Source organism: Nonomuraea deserti (genome assembly GCF_004348685.1).
Lineage (GTDB): Bacteria > Actinomycetota > Actinomycetes > Streptosporangiales > Streptosporangiaceae > Nonomuraea > Nonomuraea deserti.
This window is the reverse complement of sequence record NZ_SMKO01000180.1, coordinates 1-22,171: the sequence shown is the minus strand read 5'-3', so window position 1 is coordinate 22,171 and position 22,171 is coordinate 1. Positions and strand designations below refer to the sequence as shown.

Here is a 22,171-nt window from a genome sequence, read left to right as displayed (position 1 = left end):
CGCAACCGCCGCCCGCCCACCAGCGCCACGCACACCTGCCCGCCCTGGCATCCGTCCGTTCCCCCGAGGCCCGCACGCTCGTCCGCGAGGCCCGCAGGCGCGTCGATGAGGCCTGCGGACCCGTCCGCGAGGCTCGCGGGTCCGTCCGCGAGGCCGGGCAGGGGCTCGTACAGGAGGCTGCGCCACAGGCGGCCCAGCACGGCGGACCTGGCGCCCGGCAGGGCGGCGGCGTAGCCCGCGGAGAGCTCCGGACGCACGACGGCCAGCTCAGCCTCGAACGCGGCCTCCGCCTTCCGCACGTTTCGCGTCATGTCCCGTAGCTACCCCGGCGGTCGCCGGTCGGGGACCCGTTACGCGCCCGGCTCGCGAGATTCCGCCCCGGCGGGCACGTCCAGGAGCCCGAGGCTGTCCTGCTCGCCCCTGCGCGTGATGACCTCGTTGATCGCCCGGGCGATCCCCTGCCTGCTGTAGTCGCCCTCGGGCAGCTCGTTGAGGTGGGTGAGCAGGTCGGCGGGCAGGTTCACGTGCTCGGACACCGCCGAGTACACCTCCCGCATCGCCACCCGGTCCCGGCCGCGGAACGCCTCGTCGATGGCCTGCTGCAGTTCGTCGCGTATGGCGTGTTCAGTCATCGGTGTCATCCCCTGTAGGTCCGGCGAGCAGATCCTCCGCCTGTTCCATCACCATCCCGACCGAGACGTCGCACACCCATGACCGGTCGTGCGGGCAACGCTCCGCGGCCGGGTCCACGCCGCTCGCGCCGCATTGTGGGCAGGCCGTGGTCCAGGAGATCAGCGGGCGGTGCCGGGTCCTGCTCAGCGGCCCGGCGTTGATGAGGTTGCCGCACCAGTAGACGCCGACCGTGGGCGTCCCGACGGCGGCGGCCAGGTGACGCGGGCCCGTGTCGTTGGACACCAGCAGGTCGCAGCGCTCGTACAGCGCGGCCAGCCCGCCGATGCCGAGCGCGCCGACGATGGCGACGGCGGGCCGCCGCATCGCCTCGACCACGCCCAGCACCAGGTCCTCCTCCTCGCGGGTGCCCGTCACCACGACCGGCCTGCCCAGCCGGTCGGCGACCTCGGCGAACCGCTCCACAGGCCAGCGCCGCCGCGGGTCGCGCGCGCCCGGATGCACGGCCACCAGCCCGGCCGGCGGCTCGCCGAGCAGACCCGTCGCCTCGGCGCGGTCGGCCGCGGTGAGCTCCAGCCGCGGCTCCAGCCCGCCCGCGACCCCGCCGACCAGCGCGGCGACCTGCAGGAAGCGCAGCGTCTCGTGGTGGTAGTCGGTGTACGGCACCCAGCGGTCCAGCCGCTCGGCGCCGGGGGCGCGCATCCCCGCGGTCACCCTGGCCTCCAGCCGGCGGACGAACGGGTTGGAGTAGCGGCCGCCGCCGTGGATCTGCACCGCCAGGTCGAACCGGCGCCTGCGCAGCCGCTCGCACAACTTGTCGGGCACGGCGTGCCCGGGCTCGGCCGTGGACACGCCCGAGATCGGCGGCAGCGCCACCACGTCGTCCACGGGCCCCGGCCGGCCGGCCAGGAACGCGGCGTGCCACGGGATGCCCAGCAGCGTCAGGTGGGCGCTGGGGTAGGCCCGCTTGAGCGCCTCCAGCGCCGGCACGGCCAGCAGGAAGTCGCCGAGGGCGTTGGCCCGCAGCACCGCGATCCGTTCCACCCCGCCGACCAGCGCCGTCATCGCGCCTCCCGTACGGAGGCCGGGCGCGTGGTGTGAAGGGCGCTGCATAGCCGCCTGGCTACCCCGAGACGTCATGCCCGTAACACCCGGCCAAATACTCCATCGCGGGTTTGACCTGGCCTTTTGCTGGTATGCGCCTCTCATGGGCACAGAGCGGGTCATCAGCGCCGCGGTGGTCGGCGACGTCATGCTCGACTCGTGGTTGCACGGCTCGGCCAAGCGCCTGGCGCAGGAGGCGCCGGTGCCCGTGATGAGCCTGGAGACCACCGTGGTCGCGCCGGGCGGCGCCGCCAACACCGCCGCCAACCTGGTGGCGCTGGGCGCCCGCGTCCGGCTCGTCGGCGTCGTGGGCGACGACGAGTGCGGCGAGACACTGGTGCGCTCGCTCCACCTGCGCGGCGTCGAGACGGACCTGCAGACGGTGCCGGGACGGCGTACCACGCACAAGCGGCGGCTGGTCACCAGCGGCCAGCTCACCGCGCGCTACGACGAGGAGGACCTCGACGGCATCCCCGGCCACGCGGAGCGGCAGCTGCTCGGGCGGCTGGCCGGCGCCGTGGCGGGGGCCGACGTGGTCGTCGCGTGCGACTACGGGGGCGGCGTGTTCACCCCGGCCGTGCGCCGGGCGCTCGCCGGGGTGCCCCTGCTGGTGGTGGACGCGCACGCGGTGGCGGCGTGGCGGGAGTGCGCGCCGGCCGCGGTGCTCCCGAACTTCGCCGAGGTCGTACGCCTGCTCGACGACGGCGTGGAGCCCGGCGACCGGCCGGCGTACCTGGCGGCCCGCTCGGAGCGGCTGCTGGAGCTGACCAGGGCCGGGGTCGTGGTGACCACGCTGGACGGGGAGGGCACGCTGCTGCACAGGCGCGGCCTGCCGCCGTACCGGACCTACGCCAGGCCCGCGCCGCAGCACATGGCGACGGGCGCGGGCGACACCTACACCGCCGCGTTCGCGCTCTGGCTGGCTTGCGGGGCGTCACCCGAGGAGGCCGCGGAGGCGGGCCAGGCGGCGGCCGGCGTCGTCGTACGGCGCCAGGGGACGGCCGTCTGCACCCGCCACGAGCTGATGCGCGCGCTGCGCCGCCACGAGGGGACGGTCCAGACGGCGGAGAGCCTCGCCCAGGTGCTGGACGAGCACCGGCGCAGGGGCGAGCGGGTGGTGTTCACCAACGGCTGCTTCGACGTGCTGCACCGGGGGCACGTGACCTACCTGGAGGAGGCGGGGCGGCTCGGCGACGTGCTCGTGGTGGCCGTCAACAGCGACGCGGGCGTGGCCAGGCTGAAGGGCCCGGGACGCCCGGTCAACCCGTGCGAGGACCGCATGTCGGTGCTGGCGGCGCTGAACGACGTCGACTACGTGACCGAGTTCGACGAGGACACGCCCGAGCGGCTGCTCAGGATGATCCGGCCCGAGATCTACGTCAAGGGCGGCGACTACACCCCCGAGATGCTCGCCGAGGCCCCGCTGGTGCGCTCGCTGGGCGGCGAGGTGCGCGTGCTCGGTTACGTCCGCGACCGGTCGTCCACCGCCATCATCGGCCGCATGCGGGCGATGCCCTGAGGTTTGGCCGGCTCGCCGTTCGGTAGACGGCACCACATGACACAGACCGTGCCGACCCGCCCTGATCTGCGTACGGACGCCGAGCTCCAGCGGCAGCCCGAGCCCCGGCCCAGACCGGTCAGGCGGGCCGCCGCCCGTGGCGCGATCGCGTCCATGGCGATGTCGGGCATCAGACAGTTCACCACCGCGCTCGGGCTGGTCGCGAAGACGCCGCCGGAGTCGGTGATCGAGCGGACCGCGCCCCGGATGTTCCACCAGATCCCGGTCGAGCGCCGCCCGGCCCTGGTGGAGGCGGTGCACTGGACGTACGGGGCGGCCGGCGGGGCGGTCTTCGGCCTGCTGCCGCGTGCCGTGCGCCGCCGGAAGTGGGCAGGCCCCGTCTACGGGTTGCTGATCTGGGCCGCGTTCGAGACGGCCATCGCGCCCACCCTCGGCCTGCCCCGCAGGAAGGGCACCGCCGTGGAGCGGGTCACGCTGATGGCCGATCACCTGTTGTACGGGACGGTGGTGGCCGCCTCACCGTGGCCGCACCGGGACGGACCTCAGACCTGAACCGAGAGCGCCCTGGCCAGCCACGGGCGCAGGATCGGCAGCACGGTCGCCGAGTGCATGGCGGACATGTGGTCGAGCCCGTCGAGCACCTGGACGTCCCAGCCGAGGGCCTCGAGCTCGGCCCGGTGGCGGGCCAGCGTGCCGCCGATGCTGACGTGCGTGCCGCCCCACCGCTCGTCGTAGTGAATCTCGTCGGCCGAGCCGGCGAAGCAGAGCCGCGGGCAGGAGAGCCGGACGGCCCGGTCGTCGAACCCCTGCAACTCCTCGTAGAGGGTGACGAACTGCCGGGTCTGCTCCTCGGTCGTGGACACCTCGGCCGACGACCAGTCGTACGCGTCGCCCGTGTCGCCCGTGTCGGCTGCGTCGCCCGTGTCGGCTGTGTCGCCCGTGTCGCCCGTGTCGGCTGTGGCGGCCGCGTCGGTTTCGCCGGTCTTCTCGGGCTGGGGCGCCTGCCCGGTGGCCATCGCGTACGTCGCGTTCGTCACCCGCAACATCTCCGCGTACGGTGCCCCGTACGCGGGGAAGCCGCCCATGACGAGCGCCGAGAGCCGGTCGGTCCTGAGCGCCAGCTGCAACCCGCTCACCGCCAGCCACGAGTAGCCGTAGTACGCGAACCGCTCGGCTCCCGCCGCGTCGGCCACGGACACCATGTCGGCCGCGATGGCGGCGGGCGTGAGCGTGCCGGGTTTGGGCGTGGCCATCACGTGCCCCTGGTAGTCGAAGGCGATGACCTGGAAGGCGTCGCCGAGGCCGTCGATGAGCGAGGGCCCGAGCGCCGGGTCGGCGCCCCACTTCCGCATCTCGCCGGCCTGCTCGCCCTCGACGGGGCGCGGGTCGACGGGCAGCAGCAGGGCCGGGCCCGAGCCGTGCACCTCCACGTCGATGGTGCTTCCGTCGTGCAGCGTCGCCTTGGCCATCGGGGCCTCCTCGCTGATTCGATACGCCGTAAAGTGTTGTCTCGGCGACGATAGCTTATGGCGTAAAGAGTCTCAACGGGTTGGGGACGGGCACGCACCTCATGTCGCCTCCGTCGGCGCCCAGCCAGCGCAGCGTGAGATTGGCCTTGGCCGGCACGTACGCAGCCGACAGCAGGTCGCGCAACTCCTCGGGATCGTCGTGGTCCTTGCCCGCGGCGGCGAACACGGCCCTGGCCCGCGCCCACAGCTCGGCGCGCAGCCCCGGATGGCGGGCCGCGACGGAGCCGGCGATCTCCTGCAGGTGGTTGGTCACCAGGCAGTACACCAGCCGCTCCCAGGCGTAGGAACGGCTCACCAGCGGCGCGTCCTGGAGCGCGGGATGCCGGTCAGCGACCAGCTTGACGCCCTCGTGGTCGCGGAAGACGGCCTGCGCGGGCATGCCCTGCCCGTCCACCGCGATCAGCACGTTCTGCAGGTGGCATTCGAGCACCACGCCGTGGCGCAGGTAGGCGTGCAGGAGCGGGGGCACCACGTGGTCGAGGTAGCCGCCCCACCAGGCCATCGCCTGCTCCTCGCCCAGCCCGTCGAGCGGGTTGCCGGGGAAGCCTTCGGCGATCGCCGCCGACAGCAGCGGCGTCAGCCCGGGACGAAGGTGCTCGCGCAGCCCGTCGCGGACGATCACGGCCAGCGCCTCGCCGCCGTCCGAGCCCAGCCGGGCGCTGCGGTAGCCCCGGTCGCGCAGCACGGCCGGGCGCGGCAGGTGACAGGGCAGATCGTCGAAGGCCACGTCCAGCGCGTCGGCCACCACGGGCAGGCGGCGTAGATCGCGCAGCCACAGCCGGCGGACGTCGTTCGTGATCCGCACGTCCAGGCTGAACTTGCAGAACAGGTCCGCCTCCGGCAGGTACACCGTGCGGATCGACGCGGTCGGCGCGGCCACGGCCGCCGTGACCCCGAGGTGGCGCAGCCGCCCGCCGCGCAGGCCGCCCAGCAACTCCACCTGCCAGGGGTGAGCGGGCAACGCCACCAGCCCGCCGGCCGCGAACCCGCCGGGCAGGTCCTGCGCCGCCGCGAACCCGTCGAGCCGGTCGGGTCCGGCCGCGGATCCGTCGAGCCGGTCGGGTCCGGCCGCGAACCCGCCGGGCAGGTCGGGTCCGAAGGCGTGCCCGAGGAGGTCGAGGCCGGTGGTGTCGCCCTCCTCCACCAGGTCCTCGGCGGGGACGCCGAGCAGGGGGAGGGCGAAGCTCGCGTGCGCCTCCGGCGAGTACCGCAGCCACGCCTTCGGCCCCGAGCCGCCGCGCGCCTTGGGCGCGGGATGGTAGCGGTGGCCCGCCACCAGGGCCTGCTCCGAGCGCAGGTACGGGTCCGCGGGCGGCGCGGCGGTCCGCCTGGCGGCCAGCAGCGCGGCCGTCACGTCCCGGCTGTGCAGGATCTCGGCGGGCAGCGCGTCGTTGCCGACCCCCGTGCCGGCGCGCAGCTCGGCGGAAACCAGCGTGACCAGCTCGGCCAGCGTCAGCTCGCGCCAGCCGCCGGGCGTGCGCAGGGCGGGCCTGCCGGGGTGGCGTTCGCCCCGGACCCGCAGCACGCGGCCGGTCGCGGGCAGCAGGTACGCCCCAGGTTCGGGACCGTCGGGCCTGGCCACCTCGCGCAGCAGGCAGTTGAGCAGCGCCGTCACCGCGAGGTCGTCGGCGTCCGCGCCGGCCTCGCCGTGCCCGGCCGGCGGGAGGAGGCCGTCAGTGATTTCCATCAAAGTGTCCCGAGGGGACCGTCGCCTTGAGGCGACTGGTGAATCGGGAGCGAGAGGGCCGCCAAGGCGCGAGCTCGCCCTGACCTGTCAGGTCTGCGCATCACGGATTTCCTTCCGGTTTTGTCGGTGCCGGCCGATACCGTGGTGTCCCCGTTGCCAAAGGTGGGAGGTGGGCGTGCGGCAGGTCGTTCACGTTTCTGCTGCGCCCCACCCGACGTGAATGCGGCCAAGAACACTCCCAGGGCAGGGCTTGCCCTTCGTCAGGTTGCGCAAGCGGCTCAGCGAGAAGCCGCTCCCATCAGGGAGCGGAGGAGTCAGGGCGAGCTTCTCCTACCGTTCCGTTCCCCGTTTCGTTCCGTTCCGTTCATCAAGCACCCCCGGTGGGTCCCCGGGACCCGTGGCCCGGTCCCAGGCACCTGCCCCGGCGGCGGGGTCTCACGACCGGTTTCCCGTCCGTTCTGCGGCCGGCGGCTCCGTAACACCTATTTGGACCGATTGTTCTCGAATGTGCTAGCTTGGCGGCATGGCGAGGAACAAGGAGTTCGACCCCGACGTCGCGTTGCAGAAGGCGCTGGAGCTCTTCTGGGAGCGCGGCTACGAGGCGACGTCGATGGCCGACCTCGTCGAGCACCTGGGCGTCGCGCGGGCGAGCCTCTACGCCACGTTCGGCGGCAAGCGGGAGCTCTACCTGCGCGCGCTGGAGCGCTACCTGGCGCAGCGCGACGTCGTCGAGCCGCTGGCCCAGCCGGGGCCCGCGCTGCCCGCGATCCGGGCGTTCCTCGACGCCTACGTCGCCGAATGCCTGGCCGACGAGCTGCGGAGAGGCTGCATGGTGGTGAACACGGCCGTGGAGTTCGCCGCGCGCGACGCGGCCGTGTCGGCGAAGGTGACCGCGAGCTGGGCGGAACTGGAGACCGCGTTCGCCGCCGCCCTCGTCAGGGCGCGGGCCCAGGGCGAGATCCCCGCGGAGAAGGACCCGCACGCGCTGGCCAGGTTCCTGCTCGTGCTGCTGCAGGGCGTCAGGGTGCTCGGCAGGGCCGACCCCGATCCGCGCCGTCGGCTGTGTGACGCGGTCGATCAGGCGATGAACGTCATCCACATTCAAGAACGATTGGTATGAAATAATGGCAGGACGTTTTGCAGGCAAGGTCGCGCTCGTCACGGGCGCGAGCGGGGTCGTCGGCCGTGCGGCCGCGCTGGCGTACGCGAGGGAGGGCGCGGCGGTGCTGGTCGCCGGCCGCGACCCCGGGCGGCTGGCCGAGGTCGTGCGGCAGGTCGAGGCGGATGGGGGGCGGGCCGGGGCGTTCACCGTCGACGTCACCAGGTCCGCCGAGGTCGCCGCCATGGTGGACGCGGCCGTTACGCGGTGGGGGCGGCTCGACGTGGCGTTCAACGCGGCAGGGATCTTCGGCACGCTGGCGCCCGTGACCGACTATGACGAGGACGTCTGGGACGACGTGCTGGCGGTCAACCTCAAGGGCGTGTTCCTGTCGATGAAGCACGAGATCGCTCACATGCGCGCGCACGGCGGTGGCGCCATCGTCAACGTCGCCTCCAACCTCGGCGCCCACTGGCGGCTGCCCGGGGCCGGCGCCTACATCGCGTCGAAGGCGGCCGTGAGCCACCTGACGCGCACGGCGGCCCGCGAGTACATCGCGGAGGACGTACGCATCAACGCCATCAGCCCCGGCCCGATCGACTCGCCCATGTCCACGCGGCCCGGCGAGACCCCCGAGGAGCGGGACGTCCGCATGAAGGACGCGCTGCCGATCGGCCGGGTGGCGGCGCCCGAGGAGATCGCCGCCGCGGCGCTGTGGTTGTCGTCGCCCGAGTCGTCGTTCGTCGTGGGCCACGACCACGTGATCGACGGCGGCGCCGTCGCCTGACCATCCTCAGGAGGCCTGGAAGTCCGCCACGTTCTCCTTGGTCACCACCTTCACCGGCACCGCCACCGTCTTCTGCACCGTCTCGCCCTTGGCGACCTGCACGGCGGCCTCCACCGCCTGCCGGCCGAGCAGCTTGGGCTGCTGTGCCACGGTGGCGGCCATGGTGCCGGCCTGCACGGCCTTCAGCGCGTCCGGCGTACCGTCGAAGCCGACCACCTTGACCTGCTGACCGGCCTTGCCCCCCAGCGCCTTGATCGCGCCCAGCGCCATCTCGTCGTTCTCCGCGAACACGCCGGTGACGCCGGGATGCGACTGGATCAGGTTGGTCATGACGTCCAGCCCTTTGGTCCTGTCGAAGTCGGCCGGCTGCTTGGCGACGACCTTGATGTTCGGGTACGCCGCGATGCCCTGCGTGAACCCCTGGCCGCGGTCGCGCGAGGCGGACGTGCCCGGCGTGCCCTGGAGCACGGCCACCTCGCCCCTCTCGCCGAGCTGCTTGGCCAGCTCCTGCGCGGCCATCTTGCCGCCCGCCACGTTGTCGGAGGCCACCGTCTGCGCCACCTCGGCGCCGGTGACGCCGCGGTCGGCCGCCAAGACCGGGATGCCGACCCGCTCCGCCGCCTTGACCGCCGGGGCGGCCGCGTCGGAGTCGACCGGGTTGATGATGATCGCCTTCATGTTCTGGCTGGTGAAGTTCTGGACCTGGTTCACCTGCTGCGAGGCGTCGTTCTGGGCGTCGGTGACGGTGAGCGTGGCCCCCAGCCTCTTCGCCTCGGCCTGCGCGCCGTCGCGCAGCTGGACGAAGTACGGGTTGTTCAGCGTCGACACCGACATGCCGAGCTTCAGCTCGCCGTCCTGAGCGCTGCCGCCGCCCCCGCCCTCGCCGGCCGAGCCGCACGCGGCCAGCCCGAGCACGGCCGCGGCCATGATGATCGCGGGACTGCGCATGATGTATCCCCTCCTAGTTGGTGCCCCTGCGCCGCAGGGTGTCGACGAGGACCGCGAGCGCGATCACCACGCCGATCACGACCTGCTGCCAGAACGCCGAAACCGACAGCAGGTTCAGTCCGTTGCGCAGCACGGCCAGGATGAGCGCCCCGACGAGCGTGCCGAGCGCCCTGCCCTTCCCGCCGGACAGACTCGCGCCGCCGATCACGACGGCCGCGATCGCGTCGAGCTCGTAGCCCGCCGCCGCCTGCGGCTGCGCCGAGGCCAGGCGGCTGGCCAGCACGATCCCGGCCACCGCGGCGAAACCCCCGGACAGCGCGTACGTGATGAGCAGCTGCCGGTCCACCTTGATCCCCGACAGCCGCGCGGCCTCCTCGTTGCCGCCGATGGCGTACATGGCGCGGCCCGGATAGGTCCTGTTGAGGATCACCGCCGCGATCACGCCCATGACCACCATCACGATCAGGGGGATCGGCAGGTAGGTCCCGATCGTGCCGCCCAGCTCCGACACGGCGTCCGGCATCGCGATCGGGCTGCCCTCCGAGGCGACCAGGGCCAGGCCGCGGGCGATGCCGAGCATGGCCAGCGTGGCGATGAACGGCGGCAGCTTCCCGTACGCGATGAGAGCCGCGCTGACCAGCCCGCACGCGACGCCGACCGCGAGCGACACCAGCGTGGCCAGCGGCCACGGCACCCCGGCCGAGGTGGCGGTCCAGGCGAGGGAGATCGCCGACAGCGCCGCGACGGACCCGACGGAAAGGTCGATGCCGCCCGTCACGATGACGAACGTCGACCCGAACGCCAGGATCGCGGTGACGGCGGCCTGGACGCCGACGTTCAGCAGGTTCGTCAGGCTCAGGAAATCGGCCGACAGCAACGACAGCGCCACGACCAGCACCACGAGCGCGACCACGGCGCCGTTCTCGGCCAGCCAGGCGGCGGCCGGCGAGCGGCGCGGGAGCACGTCAGCGGACATGGGAGGCCTCCATGGTCGCGAGCGCCATCACGTCGTCCTGCGTCGCCTCGGCGGCGCGCAGCTCGCCCACGAGCCGCCCGCGCGCCATGACGAGGATCCGGTCGCTCATCCCCAGCACCTCCGGCAGGTCACTGGAGATCATGAGCACCGCGTCCCCGGCGGCGGTGAGCGCGTTGACCAGCTGGTAGATCTCGACCTTGGCCCCGACGTCGACGCCGCGCGTCGGCTCGTCGAGGATGAGCACGCTCGCGTTCGCCGCCAGCCACTTGCCGATGACCACCTTCTGCTGGTTGCCGCCGGAGAGCGTGCGCACCTCCTGGCTCAGCCCGGTCATCCGGATGCCGAGCTGCTCGGCCACCCTGGCGGCGGTGCTGCGCAGGCCCGACCGGTCCACGAACCCGGCCCGCGTGGCGTCGCGCATGGTGACCAGGCCCAGGTTCTCGGCGACGTCCGCGCCCAGCACCAGACCCTGGGCCTTGCGGTCCTCGGGGACCAGACCGAGCCCGGCCTCCATGGCGGCGTGCACGTCGCCGGGCGGCAGCCGCCGGCCGCGTACGAACACCTGGCCCGAGTCGTAACGGTCGGCGCCGAACACCGCCCGCGCCACCTCCGTGCGGCCCGCCCCCACGAGCCCCGCCATGCCGACCACCTCGCCGGCCCGCACCTCGAACGACACGTCGTCGTACACGCCCCGCCGGGTCAGCCCGCGCACCTCCAGCAGCGGCTCCCCCCGCTCGGCCGGCCGATCCGGCGCGGGGCGCGGGTACTGCTGGTCGATGGGCCGCCCGACCATGAGGCCGACCAGCTCGTCCCTGCGGGTGTTCGCCGGGACCTCGGCCACTGACCTGCCGTCACGCAGCACGGTCACCCGGTCGCCGATGTCGGCGATCTCCTCCAGGTGGTGGGTGATGAACACGACCGACACGCCCTCGTCACGCAGTTGCCTGACGATCGCGAACAGCCTGGCCACCTCGCTCGTGGTGAGCACCGCCGTCGGCTCGTCCATGATCAGCACGCGAGCGTCCAGCGCCAGCGCCTTGGCGATCTCCACCATCTGCATGCGCGCGATGCCCAGCCTGGCGGTCGGCGTGCGCGGGTCCACGTCCACGCCGACCCGTTCGAGCAGCTTCCTGGCCCGCTGCTCCATACGCTTGACGTCGACGAACCCGAACTTGCGGGGCGGGCGGCCGAGCGCCAGGTTCTCCGCCACCGTGAGCTGCGGGACGAGGTTGAACTCCTGGTAGATGGTCGCGATGCCGAGCCGCTGCGCGTCGCCCGCCGAGCGGATGTGCACGGGCCGTCCGTCCATGAGGACCCGGCCGCCGTCCGGATGGTAGGCCCCCGACAGGATCTTGATCAGCGTGCTCTTGCCCGCGCCGTTCTCGCCCAGCAGCACGTGCACCTCACCGGTGCGCAGGCTCAGGTCGACGCCGTCGAGCGCGACCACGCCGGGGAACGTCTTCCGCAGCCCCTCGGCCCTGAGAATCTCGTGGCTCACACAGGAGCCCTTTCCGCTCAGGAGAGCGACGAACCCCGGAATGCACGAAGGGAGCCGCCCGGCGTACTCGCGAATTCCTAGCCGGTCAGTCCGGCGATCTGGTCCGGGGTGGCGCCAAGCCGCTCAGCCTCGGAGGCCAGCGCCGCCACCTCGTCGCCGCGGCCCTCGCTGCGCAGCATTCCGGCGTATGCGAAGACGGCGCTCAACCAGCCCGCGGCGATGCTCTCCTTCAAATGCTCCTCGGCAGCCTTGATTGCGCCGCGCTCCAGGTAGATCTTGGCCAGAGTTTCGTGGGCGGCATCTGAGCCGTCGGCCACCGCTTGGTCGAGGTGGCCGACCGCTTCACCCACACGGTTTTTATGCACAAGAAACTCGCCGTAGTAATAGTGGGCGCCTTCCTCATTGTTGACCACCGCCGCTTGGAAATCGGTTTCTGCGGCCTCGTCCTCCCCCTTTCCCATCAGGAACACGGCGCGTTCGACATGCGCGTCCGCCAGACCCTCGTCAACGGCGCGGTCGTAGAGCTCGCGGGCGGCGTCATTGTTGCCCATTTGCGCTTCGGCGGCGGCCAGCTTGAGCAGCGCCGTCGACCCGGTTCGGTCCGCCGCCTCCAGGCTCCTGCGCAGCCAGTCGACGGCCGCCTCGGGGGCGCCCCGGTCGAGTTCCACGCTACCGAGGTTGCTGAGTGCCAGTGCGTCTCCCTGTTCGGCGGCCTGGCGGAAGAGTTGCTCGGCCTCATCCTGGCGAGAGTCGTCGTCGCTGAGGAAGGTGCCGAAGTCGTTGAGGGCGCCAGGCTCTCCCCGCTCGACTGCTTTCCTGTACCACTCTTCGGCACGTTCACGGTCGCCCACGGCATCGGCCCAGATGGTGGCCGCGCGTAGCGCGCCCACCTCGTGACCGATCGCCTGCTCCATGAGCTGAGCGGCCTCCGCGGCGCGCCCGGTCTCGACGAGAAGATCGGACAGCCAATCGCGGGCCTCCTCCTCGCCCCGGGCCAGGGCCTCGCGCAGCACACGCTCGGCTGCCTCGCCCTCATCCAGGTAGAACAGCATGGCGCCGTACGCCGTCGCAGCCCCGGGCATGCCCTGCGCGGCCGCCTCGGCATACAGGGCGGCCGCCTCCTGATAGTTTTCCGCCTCGGCCAGCTGCTCGGCCCTGCTGAGCAGGTCGTCGCCGCCCACATCCATCTTCTCCACCTGCCCACCGTTTTCTCGCCACGGTCGTCATTGCCCTGATGCTGAAGGAAATCTGCTGATTATCGCTTGTTAGGGTTTTTCCATTTCTTCTTTCCGCCGTGACTGGCGGCTTTTTGGTGCTTGTCCCGTTTGGATTTGCTCGGATTCTTCGTGTGTGGCTTCCTGTTCTGCTGGTTGAGTCCAAGATTGTTGTTGCTGTTGTTGTTATTATTGCTGCCGCTGCCGCTGCCGCTGCCGCTGCCGCTGCCGCTGCCGCTGCCGCTGCCGCTGCCGCTGCTTCCGCTGCTGCCGCCTTTCCGGCCGAAGAACGCGGTGCCGTTGTTGTTTCCCACGCTGTCGCGGTTGAAGGAAGTGGAGCGCATGGGAATGTTGCGGCCGCCCGTGCCTGCCAGGGCGGGGGTTCCGCGGCGCCCGCTGAGGCGGCGGAAATCGTCCAGGAGGCGGCGCATCGGTACGGTGACGGAGCGTTCCAGCAGCTTGCCGATGACGTCGCCCAGGCCGCGGACGCCCTGTTGCCTGGTCCCTTCATTCTTGGTTCGCGCCATGAGTATGCGCCTGGAGGCGTATGCGAGACCGGCTGTGCCGCCGAAGGCCAGGCATCTGGAGACGTCGACTGCGGTGTGCGCGGCCTCCATGATGGTCGCGACCTTCATCGCCGACACCACGTTGGCCGCGCCTTCGAGGCCGACGGGCGCCAGCCTCATCGCGCCGGCGGCCTGGGTGAGGTGGCCGCCGTTGAGCCCGGTCCTGTCCCAGTGGGCTTGCAGGGCGGTACCGGACTCGCCGCCGTAGTGCCGCTCGGCGCCGCGTACCGCCCCCTCCGCTCCCATGGCCGCGGAGAGCCCCTGGGCGTTCGAGGCGCGCACGGCGGCGCCTTCGGCCCGCATGTCGTCCTCGTCGACGGTGTACCAGGAGCTGATCATCGGCATGATGCCGGCGACTTCCGGGGGGATGCCTATGCCCATGCGGCACCGGTGTCTCGGAAACCCTCGGCGCCGGCGATCTCGGCGTCGGTGGTGTTCCTGACCGCCAGGTGCATGCCGTCGCCGGTGTCCTGCATCACCGTGGAAAGGGCCTGGCGCACGGCCATCGACACCTCGCGGCACTCGGCGTACAGGGCGATGAACATGCCGAACGTGCCGTCATCCCCGAAGGAGGAGACGCCGTCTCCGCGTTGCACGAGGGGATCGAGCGCGGCGTGGTGCTCCTCCGCGTGGGTCCTGACCCGGGAGGCGTTCTCTCCCGTTAGCCCCAGAGAGATCTCCAGTTCCGTCATAGCCACGAACGATGCCGACGCAGCCTCGAGATTGCGGGCATTGCACCCAACATGCGACTCAGAGGAAAAAACCAAACATCCTGTGCATAGGTCGAGCGGCTGGTTCGTCCCTCGTCTCCCTCTGAAGCCATCTCCATTCCGGTCATACCTATTGACAGCATGGGACATCGTCAGTTGGGGGGCTTTTCGTGACATTCGTCTTTTCGGGGAGAACGCATAACTTGTCACTAGACTGGGCCGCTGGTTCGCCCATGACCATCGGAGTGAGACATGCGCCCACCGGCACCGGAAGACGACGCGGAATTCGTGGCCCGGTACGTCCAGAAGAGCCAGGAGATCATCCGTGGCATCAAGGCCGCGCAGGCCGCGATCGGGCAGGTGGCGGGCCGGGCGGAGAGCCGAGACGGGCTGATCGAGGCGGTCGCCGACGGCCACGGCCGCCCGACGCGCCTGCGCATCGACCCGCGGGCGCTGCGGCAGGGCGAGCGGGCGCTCGGCGGACAGGTGACGGCGGTGCTCCGCGCGGCGCAGGAGGAGGCCGCGCGCCAGGCCCAGGAGATAGCGGACGAGGCCTCGGAACGCGCCGGCGCGCTGCCCGAGCCGCTTGACGAGACGTTCATCCGCGACCGGGTCGAGCAGGCCGCCCGGAACTTTCTTTCGTGAACGGAGGCGGAACGTGTACGGCTTCGATCAGGCCGCCGGCGGCGAGCGAGACGTCGACGCGCCCGCGCGGCAGGGCGATCGGTTCGTGGCACGATTCGAGGCCGCGCAGGACGACCTCGGCAAGGTCGTCGGCACCGGCAAGGGGCCGTCGAAACACGTCACGGCGTCGGTCGACCAGGAAGGGCGCGTCCTCGACGTCACGTTCGACGCCCGCGCCATGCGCCTGGCCAGCAAAGACCTGGCCGACGAGGTGCTCGCGGCGATCGGTGAGGCGGTCGCCGACGCCGAGCGGCAGACCAATGAGGTGCTGCGCGAGGCCATCCCCGGCTACGACCCCGTGGCCGCTCGGGCCGAGCTGGAGCGGGCGCTGGCCGACTGGGCCTGACTGGGTCACGGTGGCGACGTGGGGAAGGGCTGGGCCTGACTGGGTCACGGTGGCGACGTGGGGAAGGCTGGGACTCACGGATCACGGTCGCGACGCGGGGGAACGACGCCTCGACGCGGAAGCCGCCGCCGGCGTCATGGCCGATCTCCGTGGTGCCGCGGTCACCACCACCGCCTGGGGGCCGCTCGGCAGATGGTCCCGCTAACGTGGGGCGAGTTCCGCCTATGGTCTGGAGGGTTCTGTGTGGGAGGAATCGTTCTATGAGCTGTCGATCGTCGCCGGTCGGCAGCAAGGGCTCATAACGACGGCCCAGGCCGGCAGGGTCGGTGTCGACGACGCAGCTCTCGGCCATTTCCAGGACACGGGTCTGCTGCTGGAACTGGACTGGGGCGTTCACCAGCTGGCCAGCAGCTCGCTGGGGCCCAGGTACGCCTATCCCTATGCCGCGTGGCTGGCCATGGCGCCTGATCGTTTCCTCGCGGAGCGACCCGCCGCTCCGGCTGATGACGTGGTCCTGTCACATGAGTCGGCTTGTCGCCTTCACGGACTCGGATCTTTCTCTGCACCCCACATGGTGTTCACCTCGCCGTCGCCGGTGACGGCTCCCAGGGCCACGACGATTCACGTGTCCCGGCTGGCGGGCGACGACATCGAGATTCGCATGGGCGTACCCGTGACGACGCCCCACCGTACTCTTCTCGATCTGGTGAGGAGCGGGACGGATCATCCCGCGCTGGAACGGGCGCTGACCGAGGCGGTCCAGCGGGACTGGGTGGATCTGCATGCGGTGCACCGTGACCTGGTGGCGCTGGCGGCCGACCACCATTTTCCTGCTACCGGTCCCGAATTCGTGCACTATTTCCTGTCCGATGTGGAACCTCGCTCGTTGTCTCCGAGAAATCTGAAGAGTTACACCGAACTGACACTGGGCGACGTGGTGCAGGAGCTCCTTCCGAGCGTGTTGCGGGTGGTACGTGAGACTCACCGGGACGGTGCCGCTCCCACGGATGCGGACGAGACGTTGAGCTGGGACATCGCCGCGGAAATCGTGGGCCGGAGCCGGTGGCGGCGCTAGGGCGACGCTGAGTCGGACGGCGTGACCAGCTGGGAGTGCGCCTCGCGGAATTTCTCGATCTCGGCGTGGTCGAGCCGGAAGATGCGATGGTCCGACACGGCCTGCTCGCGGAATCGGCCGCTGCCGAGGAGACTCTTGACGATCCGGGGCACGGCCGCGTTCCGTTCACCGGGCGGGAGCGCGTAGGCCTCCTGGATGGCTTCTCCCATGTCCCCCATGCCTTCGGCCAAGCTGCGCAACTGGCTTCTGCTGTACGCGACCCCGTCCATCCCCATATGATCAAAGCTAGCGCGAACCGCTCTTCCGGTGCGAAATCGCCCCCATGTCACCCGTCCGGCTCATGGCCGCGACGTGGGGAAGGACGCCTCGACGCGGAAGCCGCCGTCGACGTCCTGGCCGATCTCCATGGTGCCGCCGGCCAGCTCCACGTGCCGGCACAGGTCGAGCAGGCCCATGCCGGCTTCGCTGACGGCGACCCAGGCGTCCGGCCGGCCGGGGGTGTTGCGCACGCTCAGCCGTACCGCTCCCGGCCGGTAGCTCACCTGCACCCGCACGTCCGCGCCGGGCGCGTGCTTGCGCACGTTCGTCAGGGCCTCCTGCACCAGCAGGTACGCCGCCCGCCCCACCACGCCCGGCACCGGCGCGGGCGTGCCGGTCACCGCCAGCTCCACGGGCACTCCCGCGCAGGCCGACTCGGTGATCAGCGGCCGCAGGTCGGGCAGCGGCAACCCCAGGTCGAAGCCCTCCCCTGAAGCGCGCCGCAGCAGCGCCACCATGTGCCGCAACTCGTCCAGGGCCTCGCAGCCCGTCGCCCGCAGTTCCTCGGCCGCCGTCCGCACCCGCTCGTCGGGCGCCCTCATGGCCAGCATCCCGGCCTGCAGCACCATCCGGCTCACGCGATAGGTGACCACGTCGTGCATCTCGCCCGCCAGCCGTTCGCGCTCGATCCGCTCGGCCCGTTCCGCCTGCCCGCGCTGGAGCCGGGCACGGAGGGCGGTGTACATCCCGTACATGACCGCGAGCGCGATCACCGTCAAGGTGCGCAGGACGAGGGGCATCTGGTGGGGCAGCGCCAGCACGGCGAGGGCCAGGACGATCACCGGCAACCACTGCGCCGCCGCGGGGTGCCGATCACCTGCCCGATCACCTGCCCGATCACCTGCCCGGTCACTGAGCCGGTCGCTGAGCCGATCACCGGGCCGATCAGCAGGCCGGTTCCTGGCGAACGCCATCGCGCCGTACGCGGCGAACGCGGCCGTGGGCGGCCAGAACGGCGCGCCCACGGGCGGGACCACGGCGGGCGCCGCGAACACCAGAAGCACGGGCAGGGCGAGCGCCGTGCCCGCGCTGATCCACGCGACCGTGAGCGGGGCCCTGCGCATCCAGAGCAGCGACAGCGCCGACGCCATCAGGAGCGCCAGCACCGGACCCTGGTAGCCGGTCGCCGCGGTCAGGCCTGCCGCGGCCATGACCGCGATCGCGTCGATCGGCCGCGGGCGGGCTCCGTCCACCGGCTCATCGTACGGTCGCGGGCCGGGCGTGCCCACCCTCCAGCCGCACGCCCCGTTCAGCGGCAGCGTCAAGCCCTGGTGATGCGGACCGCGTCGGCGATCACGTATCCCGTGGCGGACGTCCAGCGGCTCACGCCGACCACGTCGTAGGTGCCGGCCGCCAGCGTGTACGTCCCGAGCGCCCGCCACTGCCCGCCGCCCGAGCGCTGGTCGACGACGACCGTCCGGTTACCGCCGGAGGTCGCCACGATGTACGGGGTCGCGCTGTTGTAGCCGGCATCGGACGGATACCACACCTCGACCCGGTAGTTCCCGTCGCTGGGGACGGCCGCCCGGAACCAGGCGGGGTCGCTGGCCCGCACCGGGTCGGCGAAACGGTAGTCGGTGCCGTGCAGCTGCCCGGAGAAGGCTGAGGTGCCCCAGTTCGCGCTGGCGGTGAAGCCGGAGCCGGCGTTGTCGACCACGACGCTGAACGTGCCGCCCCCCGCCTCCACGACCCGGCCCGCGCTGGGCGAACCCTCCTGGTGGGTGCGGTTGAGCGCGCTCACGTAGTACGTGTAGGCCGACCCGCCGGCGGTCGTGTCCGTGAACGTGGTCTGCCGGGTCGTCGTGACCAGGTTGCGGGCGTCGGCGAAGAAGCACGGGTCGGCCGAGGACCGCGCCCCGTCCACCCGGTACACCGCGTACGCGGTGCCCGAGCCCGTCCAGGCCAGCCGGACGCCGTCCGAGGCGCGCGCGGCCGAGGTGATCGACGGCGCGCCCGGCGCGCTGCCCGAGCCGCGCGCGGGCAGGAGCGCGGGCCTGGTGTAGTGGGCGTCGACGACCCGGGTGAACGCGCCGATCCGGTCGGCCCTGACGTCCTTGGCGCTGAAGAACACGTCGCCGACCACCTCGGGATGTCTCCTGTTGTCGTGCAGGTGGTCGCTCAGCTCGGCCGGGTCCTGCCAGGCGGCGTCCTGTCCGGACGCGCCCGCCCGGTAGGCGGCCTGGCCGACGACGAGCCGCACGCCGGTGTCCCGTACGACGTTCGACCACCAGGCGGTGAGCACCTCGTACGCGGCGGTGGAGAACCCGATGTGCCAGTAGATCTGCGGCGAGATGTAGTCGACCCAGCCCTGCTTGACCCATTCGCGGCTGTCGGCGTAGATCGCGTCGTACGACTGCAGGCCCGAGGTGCGCGAGCCGAGCGGGTCGGTGCCGGCGTTGCGCCAGATGCCGAACGGGCTGATGCCGAACGAGACGTGCGGCTTGGCGGCGTGGATGCGCTGGTCGAGCTCGCGTACGAGGAGGTTGACGTTGTCGCGCCGCCAGTCGCCGATGGTGTCGAACCCGGCGCCGTACCTGTCGTACGTCGCGGAGTCGGGGATGGTCTGGCCGCTCACCGGATAGGGGTAGAAGTAGTCGTCGAGGTGCGCGCCGTCCACGTCGTAGCGGGAGACGGCGTCCATGATCGCGTTCTCGATGAAGGCGCGGACTTCCGGGATGCCCGGGTTGTAGTAGAGCTTGCCGCCGTAGGCGAAGCGCCAGCCGGGGTTCCTGCGCGCGGGGTGCGTGGACACCAGCCTGCTCGGGTCGTCGTGGTTGGCGATCCGGTACGGGTTGAACCAGGCGTGGAACTCCAGGTTGCGGGCGTGTGCCTCGTTCACCATGAACGCCAGCGGGTCGTATCCGGGGTCGCGGCCCTGGGTGCCGGTCAGCCACTGTGACCACGGCTCGTGGGGCGACGGCCAGAAGGCGTCGGCCGTCGGCCTGACCTGCACGATCACGGCGTTTATGCGCTTGCGTACGGCCAGGTCCAGCCAGGCGCGGAACTCCGCCTGCTGCGCCGACACGCTCAGCCCGGTGCGGCTCGGCCAGTCGATGTTCGCGACCGAGGAGATCCACATGGCCCGGAGCTGGCGCTTCGGGGTCGCGGGGTCGGTCTCGCAGGCGGCTGACGCGGCGACGGAGGCGGAGGCTGGGGCAGGGGAGGGGGCCACGACGCTGACGAGTGCGGCGGTGAGCGCCGCCAGGACGGTACGCAGGAGCGCGGTCACGAAAGGAAGTTTCAGCGCCACTCGGGGAAAGCGCAATAGTTTTCAGGGGCCCAATCTCACGAGCCCCTCGTCTCCCGGAAAGGTGGGGGCGAAAAGTTTCACTTAACCGAGAAGTAATGTCAATTATCGACATTAGTCAGGAAGGTGTCGTACCGTGCCCCCGTTACCCCCCAACGAGGAGCACCCATGACTCTCGCCCGCACGCGATTAGCCGCCCTCGCCACCTCCATCCTCGCCGTCCTGCTCATCGTCGCAGGCCAGCCCGCCGTCGCCACGGCCGAGGAGAACCCGCTGGCCGCCGCCTTCGACCGCGCGGCCGCCGAACAAGACGTGCCCCGCGACCTGCTCGTCGCCCTCGCCTACGCCGAGACCCACCTCGACGGGCACGGCGGCGAGCCCAGCGCCAGCGGCGGCTACGGCGTGACGCACCTGGTCAGCAACCCCACCAACCACTCCCTCGAACAGGCCGCCGAGCTCACCAAGCTCCCGGTCGACAAGCTGCGCGCCGACGACGAGGCCAACATCCTCGGCGGCGCCGCCGTCCTGCGGGCCCACGCCGACAAACTCGGCCTCGACGAGGCGGCCAGGAAGGACATCGGCCGCTGGTACCAGGCCGTGGCCAAGTACGGCAACGCGACCTCTCCCGAGCTCGCCCGCCTGTACGCCGACGCCGTCTACGAAGGGCTCGGCCTCGGCATCGACATCCGCGGCGTACAGGTCAAGCCGCAGGAGGTCACCGCCGACCGCGGCGACCTGGCCAACGCCCGCGACCTCAACGCGCGGGCCGTGGCCAGCCCCGACTACCCGCCGGCCGCCTGGGTCGCGGCCAACTCCGGCAACTACACCGCCTCCAGCCGGGAATCGAGCTACAACATCGACCGGGTGGTCATCCACGTCACCCAGGGCTCGTACGCCGGCACCATCTCCTGGTTCCAGAACCCCAGCGCCAACGTCTCCGCCCACTACGTGGTCAAGTCGTCCAACGGCGCCATCACCCAGATGGTGCGCGACAAGGACGTCGCCTGGCACGCGGGCAACTGGTCCTACAACACCCGCTCGATCGGCATCGAGCACGAAGGCTGGGTCGACGACGCGTCATGGTTCACCGACGCGATGTACCGGGCCTCCGCCGCCTTGACGCGCCACCTCTGCGACAAGTACGGCATCCCCAAGACCCGGACCGGCATCATCGGGCACAACGAGGTGCCCGGCGCCACCCACACCGACCCGGGCAGGCACTGGAACTGGACCACGTACATGAACTACGTGACCGGTGGCGACGACCCCCCGTCGTGGACGACGACCGTCGACAACGCCACCGCCGGCCAGTTCACCGCCAGCGCCAACTGGGGCACCTCCACCTACTCCAGCCAGCGCCACGGCGCCGACTACCGCTTCGCCGACCCGGTCTCCTCCAGCGACCCGGCCTGGTACTCGGCCACCATCCCCAGCGCGGGCACGTACCACGTGGAGGTCTGGTATCCGTCTGATGCCGGGTACAACAGCTCGGCGCCGTACATCGTGGCGACATCGAGCGGCAACCAGACCGTCTACGTCGACCAGAGATCCGGCGGCGGGTCCTGGCGCAGCATCGGTTCCTTCTCGCTCAACGCCGGCACCTACAACGTCGTGGGCGTGAGCCGGTGGACCTCGGGCACCGGCTACGTCATCGCCGACGCGGTGCGGATCAGCCGGAGCTGAAAGCCGTGCGGCTCGTGCCCACTCTGGCGGGGGCACGAGCCGCACCCCGGGCCGGCCCGCCTGCCCCTGCGGGCGGGCCGGCCCACTACGGCCGGCGGCTGCGATCGGCCCGCTACGGCGGGCGGACGTGACCAGCCCGCTACGGCCAGCGCGTGAGCGCGGTCCGATGCCCGATCTGGGCGCCGCTGTCCGGGTCGACGCGGAAGGTCCCGAACAGCGTGGTCGTCTCCAGAGCGGTGGCGACGTCCCACAACGCGGCACGCCCCGCACGCCCGGCACGCCCCGCACGCCCGGCACGCCCCGCACGTGCGGCACGCCCGGAGCCCTCGGCACGCCCGGAGCTCTCGGCGCTCCCGGTGCGCCGGGGACGTTCGTCGCTCCTGGGGCGCTCGGCGCTCCCGGCGACCCCGGTCAGCGTGGCGCAGTGGGTGGCGACGACGGCGGCGGCCACCGCCTGTACGGCCGGATAGTCGGGCACCGCCCCGGCCCGCTTCCGGTAGGCGGCCACGAAGTCGCGCTCCGACATGCCGACCACCGTCCCGCCCCTAACC

Annotated in this window: 22 protein-coding genes and 1 pseudogene; 8 read left to right on the top strand and 15 right to left on the bottom strand. The window is 71.6% G+C overall.

Annotated features, from left to right (window positions below):
• From E1292_RS40180 to E1292_RS40170, 3 genes and pseudogenes are all read right to left on the bottom strand, one after another.
• Window positions 1-311: pseudogene (locus E1292_RS40180) on the bottom strand (hypothetical protein); the annotation flags it as partial.
• A 39-nt stretch (window positions 312-350) separates the two neighbouring features.
• Window positions 351-632: a hypothetical protein gene (locus tag E1292_RS40175; protein WP_132604016.1), complete on the bottom strand. Its 282-nt coding sequence runs from the start codon at window positions 630-632 to the stop codon at window positions 351-353.
• Window positions 625-1,695 carry a glycosyltransferase family 9 protein gene (locus E1292_RS40170; RefSeq protein ID WP_132604013.1) on the bottom strand — a complete coding sequence of 357 codons (1,071 nt, stop codon included), beginning with the start codon at window positions 1,693-1,695 and terminating at the stop codon, window positions 625-627. The genes E1292_RS40175 and E1292_RS40170 overlap by 8 nt, the downstream gene beginning before the upstream one ends.
• Before the next feature lie 142 nt (window positions 1,696-1,837).
• Here E1292_RS40170 and rfaE2 point away from each other — a divergent pair, with 142 nt between their 5' ends.
• A complete protein-coding gene (rfaE2, locus tag E1292_RS40165) occupies window positions 1,838-3,253 on the top strand; it encodes a D-glycero-beta-D-manno-heptose 1-phosphate adenylyltransferase (RefSeq protein WP_132604010.1) in 1,416 nt (471 codons plus the stop codon).
• Window positions 3,254-3,289: 36 nt separating this feature from the next.
• Window positions 3,290-3,805, top strand: coding sequence for a hypothetical protein (locus E1292_RS40160; RefSeq protein ID WP_132604007.1), 516 nt, complete (start codon window positions 3,290-3,292; stop codon window positions 3,803-3,805).
• Here E1292_RS40160 and E1292_RS40155 read toward each other — a convergent pair.
• Window positions 3,796-4,722 carry an alpha/beta fold hydrolase gene (locus E1292_RS40155; RefSeq protein ID WP_132604004.1) on the bottom strand — a complete coding sequence of 309 codons (927 nt, stop codon included), beginning with the start codon at window positions 4,720-4,722 and terminating at the stop codon, window positions 3,796-3,798. The genes E1292_RS40160 and E1292_RS40155 overlap by 10 nt on opposite strands.
• A 55-nt stretch (window positions 4,723-4,777) precedes the next feature.
• Complete coding sequence (locus tag E1292_RS40150; RefSeq protein WP_132604001.1) at window positions 4,778-6,469, bottom strand: IucA/IucC family protein; 1,692 nt, start codon at window positions 6,467-6,469, stop codon at window positions 4,778-4,780.
• A gap of 523 nt (window positions 6,470-6,992) precedes the next feature.
• On the opposite strand from E1292_RS40150, the gene E1292_RS40145 reads away from it, so the two are divergent.
• Both E1292_RS40145 and E1292_RS40140 read left to right on the top strand, forming a co-directional pair.
• Complete coding sequence (locus tag E1292_RS40145) at window positions 6,993-7,589, top strand: TetR/AcrR family transcriptional regulator (RefSeq protein ID WP_132603998.1); 597 nt, start codon at window positions 6,993-6,995, stop codon at window positions 7,587-7,589.
• Window positions 7,590-7,593: 4 nt separating this feature from the next.
• The gene (locus E1292_RS40140) at window positions 7,594-8,355 is read left to right on the top strand and encodes an SDR family NAD(P)-dependent oxidoreductase (RefSeq protein WP_132603995.1); all 762 of its coding nucleotides are present in this window, start codon (window positions 7,594-7,596) and stop codon (window positions 8,353-8,355) included.
• Between the two features lie 6 nt (window positions 8,356-8,361).
• On the opposite strand, the gene E1292_RS54465 is transcribed toward E1292_RS40140, so the two are convergent.
• From E1292_RS54465 to E1292_RS40115, 6 genes are all read right to left on the bottom strand, one after another.
• The gene (locus E1292_RS54465; protein ID WP_246090657.1) at window positions 8,362-9,303 is read right to left on the bottom strand and encodes a D-ribose ABC transporter substrate-binding protein; all 942 of its coding nucleotides are present in this window, start codon (window positions 9,301-9,303) and stop codon (window positions 8,362-8,364) included.
• 13 nt (window positions 9,304-9,316) lie between these two features.
• Complete coding sequence (locus E1292_RS54460) at window positions 9,317-10,279, bottom strand: ABC transporter permease (protein WP_246090656.1); 963 nt, start codon at window positions 10,277-10,279, stop codon at window positions 9,317-9,319.
• Window positions 10,269-11,777: a sugar ABC transporter ATP-binding protein gene (locus E1292_RS40130; protein ID WP_220447300.1), complete on the bottom strand. Its 1,509-nt coding sequence runs from the start codon at window positions 11,775-11,777 to the stop codon at window positions 10,269-10,271. The genes E1292_RS54460 and E1292_RS40130 overlap by 11 nt, the downstream gene beginning before the upstream one ends.
• 77 nt (window positions 11,778-11,854) lie before the next feature.
• The gene (locus E1292_RS40125; RefSeq protein ID WP_246090658.1) at window positions 11,855-12,964 is read right to left on the bottom strand and encodes a tetratricopeptide repeat protein; all 1,110 of its coding nucleotides are present in this window, start codon (window positions 12,962-12,964) and stop codon (window positions 11,855-11,857) included.
• A gap of 68 nt (window positions 12,965-13,032) precedes the next feature.
• Window positions 13,033-13,938 (bottom strand): hypothetical protein, encoded by a 906-nt coding sequence (locus E1292_RS52370; RefSeq protein WP_181958366.1) that lies wholly within the window; start codon window positions 13,936-13,938, stop codon window positions 13,033-13,035.
• Entirely contained in the window at window positions 13,929-14,249 is a 321-nt protein-coding gene (locus E1292_RS40115; RefSeq protein WP_132603983.1) for a hypothetical protein, read from the bottom strand. The genes E1292_RS52370 and E1292_RS40115 overlap by 10 nt, the downstream gene beginning before the upstream one ends.
• Window positions 14,250-14,519: 270 nt before the next feature.
• Here E1292_RS40115 and E1292_RS40110 point away from each other — a divergent pair, with 270 nt between their 5' ends.
• The 3 genes from E1292_RS40110 to E1292_RS40100 all read left to right on the top strand — a co-directional run bounded on the left by E1292_RS40110 (window position 14,520) and on the right by E1292_RS40100 (window position 16,372).
• A complete protein-coding gene (locus tag E1292_RS40110) occupies window positions 14,520-14,912 on the top strand; it encodes a YbaB/EbfC family nucleoid-associated protein (RefSeq protein ID WP_132603980.1) in 393 nt (130 codons plus the stop codon).
• A 13-nt stretch (window positions 14,913-14,925) separates the two neighbouring features.
• Window positions 14,926-15,297 carry a YbaB/EbfC family nucleoid-associated protein gene (locus E1292_RS40105; protein WP_165974991.1) on the top strand — a complete coding sequence of 124 codons (372 nt, stop codon included), beginning with the start codon at window positions 14,926-14,928 and terminating at the stop codon, window positions 15,295-15,297.
• A gap of 241 nt (window positions 15,298-15,538) precedes the next feature.
• Window positions 15,539-16,372: a hypothetical protein gene (locus tag E1292_RS40100; RefSeq protein WP_132603974.1), complete on the top strand. Its 834-nt coding sequence runs from the start codon at window positions 15,539-15,541 to the stop codon at window positions 16,370-16,372.
• Here the strand turns inward: E1292_RS40100 and E1292_RS40095 are convergent.
• The 3 genes from E1292_RS40095 to E1292_RS40085 form a co-directional block, all read right to left on the bottom strand.
• Entirely contained in the window at window positions 16,369-16,641 is a 273-nt protein-coding gene (locus E1292_RS40095; RefSeq protein ID WP_132603971.1) for a hypothetical protein, read from the bottom strand. The two genes, E1292_RS40100 and E1292_RS40095, sit on opposite strands and share 4 nt — an antisense overlap.
• Window positions 16,642-16,710: 69 nt before the next feature.
• The gene (locus tag E1292_RS40090; protein WP_132603968.1) at window positions 16,711-17,883 is read right to left on the bottom strand and encodes a sensor histidine kinase; all 1,173 of its coding nucleotides are present in this window, start codon (window positions 17,881-17,883) and stop codon (window positions 16,711-16,713) included.
• A 68-nt stretch (window positions 17,884-17,951) separates the two neighbouring features.
• Window positions 17,952-19,919, bottom strand: a complete 1,968-nt coding sequence (locus E1292_RS40085) for a family 10 glycosylhydrolase (protein ID WP_132603965.1) — start codon at window positions 19,917-19,919, stop codon at window positions 17,952-17,954.
• A 186-nt stretch (window positions 19,920-20,105) separates the two neighbouring features.
• Here E1292_RS40085 and E1292_RS40080 point away from each other — a divergent pair, with 186 nt between their 5' ends.
• Window positions 20,106-21,620, top strand: coding sequence for a golvesin C-terminal-like domain-containing protein (locus E1292_RS40080; RefSeq protein ID WP_132603962.1), 1,515 nt, complete (start codon window positions 20,106-20,108; stop codon window positions 21,618-21,620).
• A 139-nt stretch (window positions 21,621-21,759) separates the two neighbouring features.
• On the opposite strand, the gene E1292_RS52365 is transcribed toward E1292_RS40080, so the two are convergent.
• A partial coding sequence (locus tag E1292_RS52365) for a hypothetical protein (protein WP_220447299.1) occupies window positions 21,760-22,171 on the bottom strand: 412 nt, incomplete at its 5' end.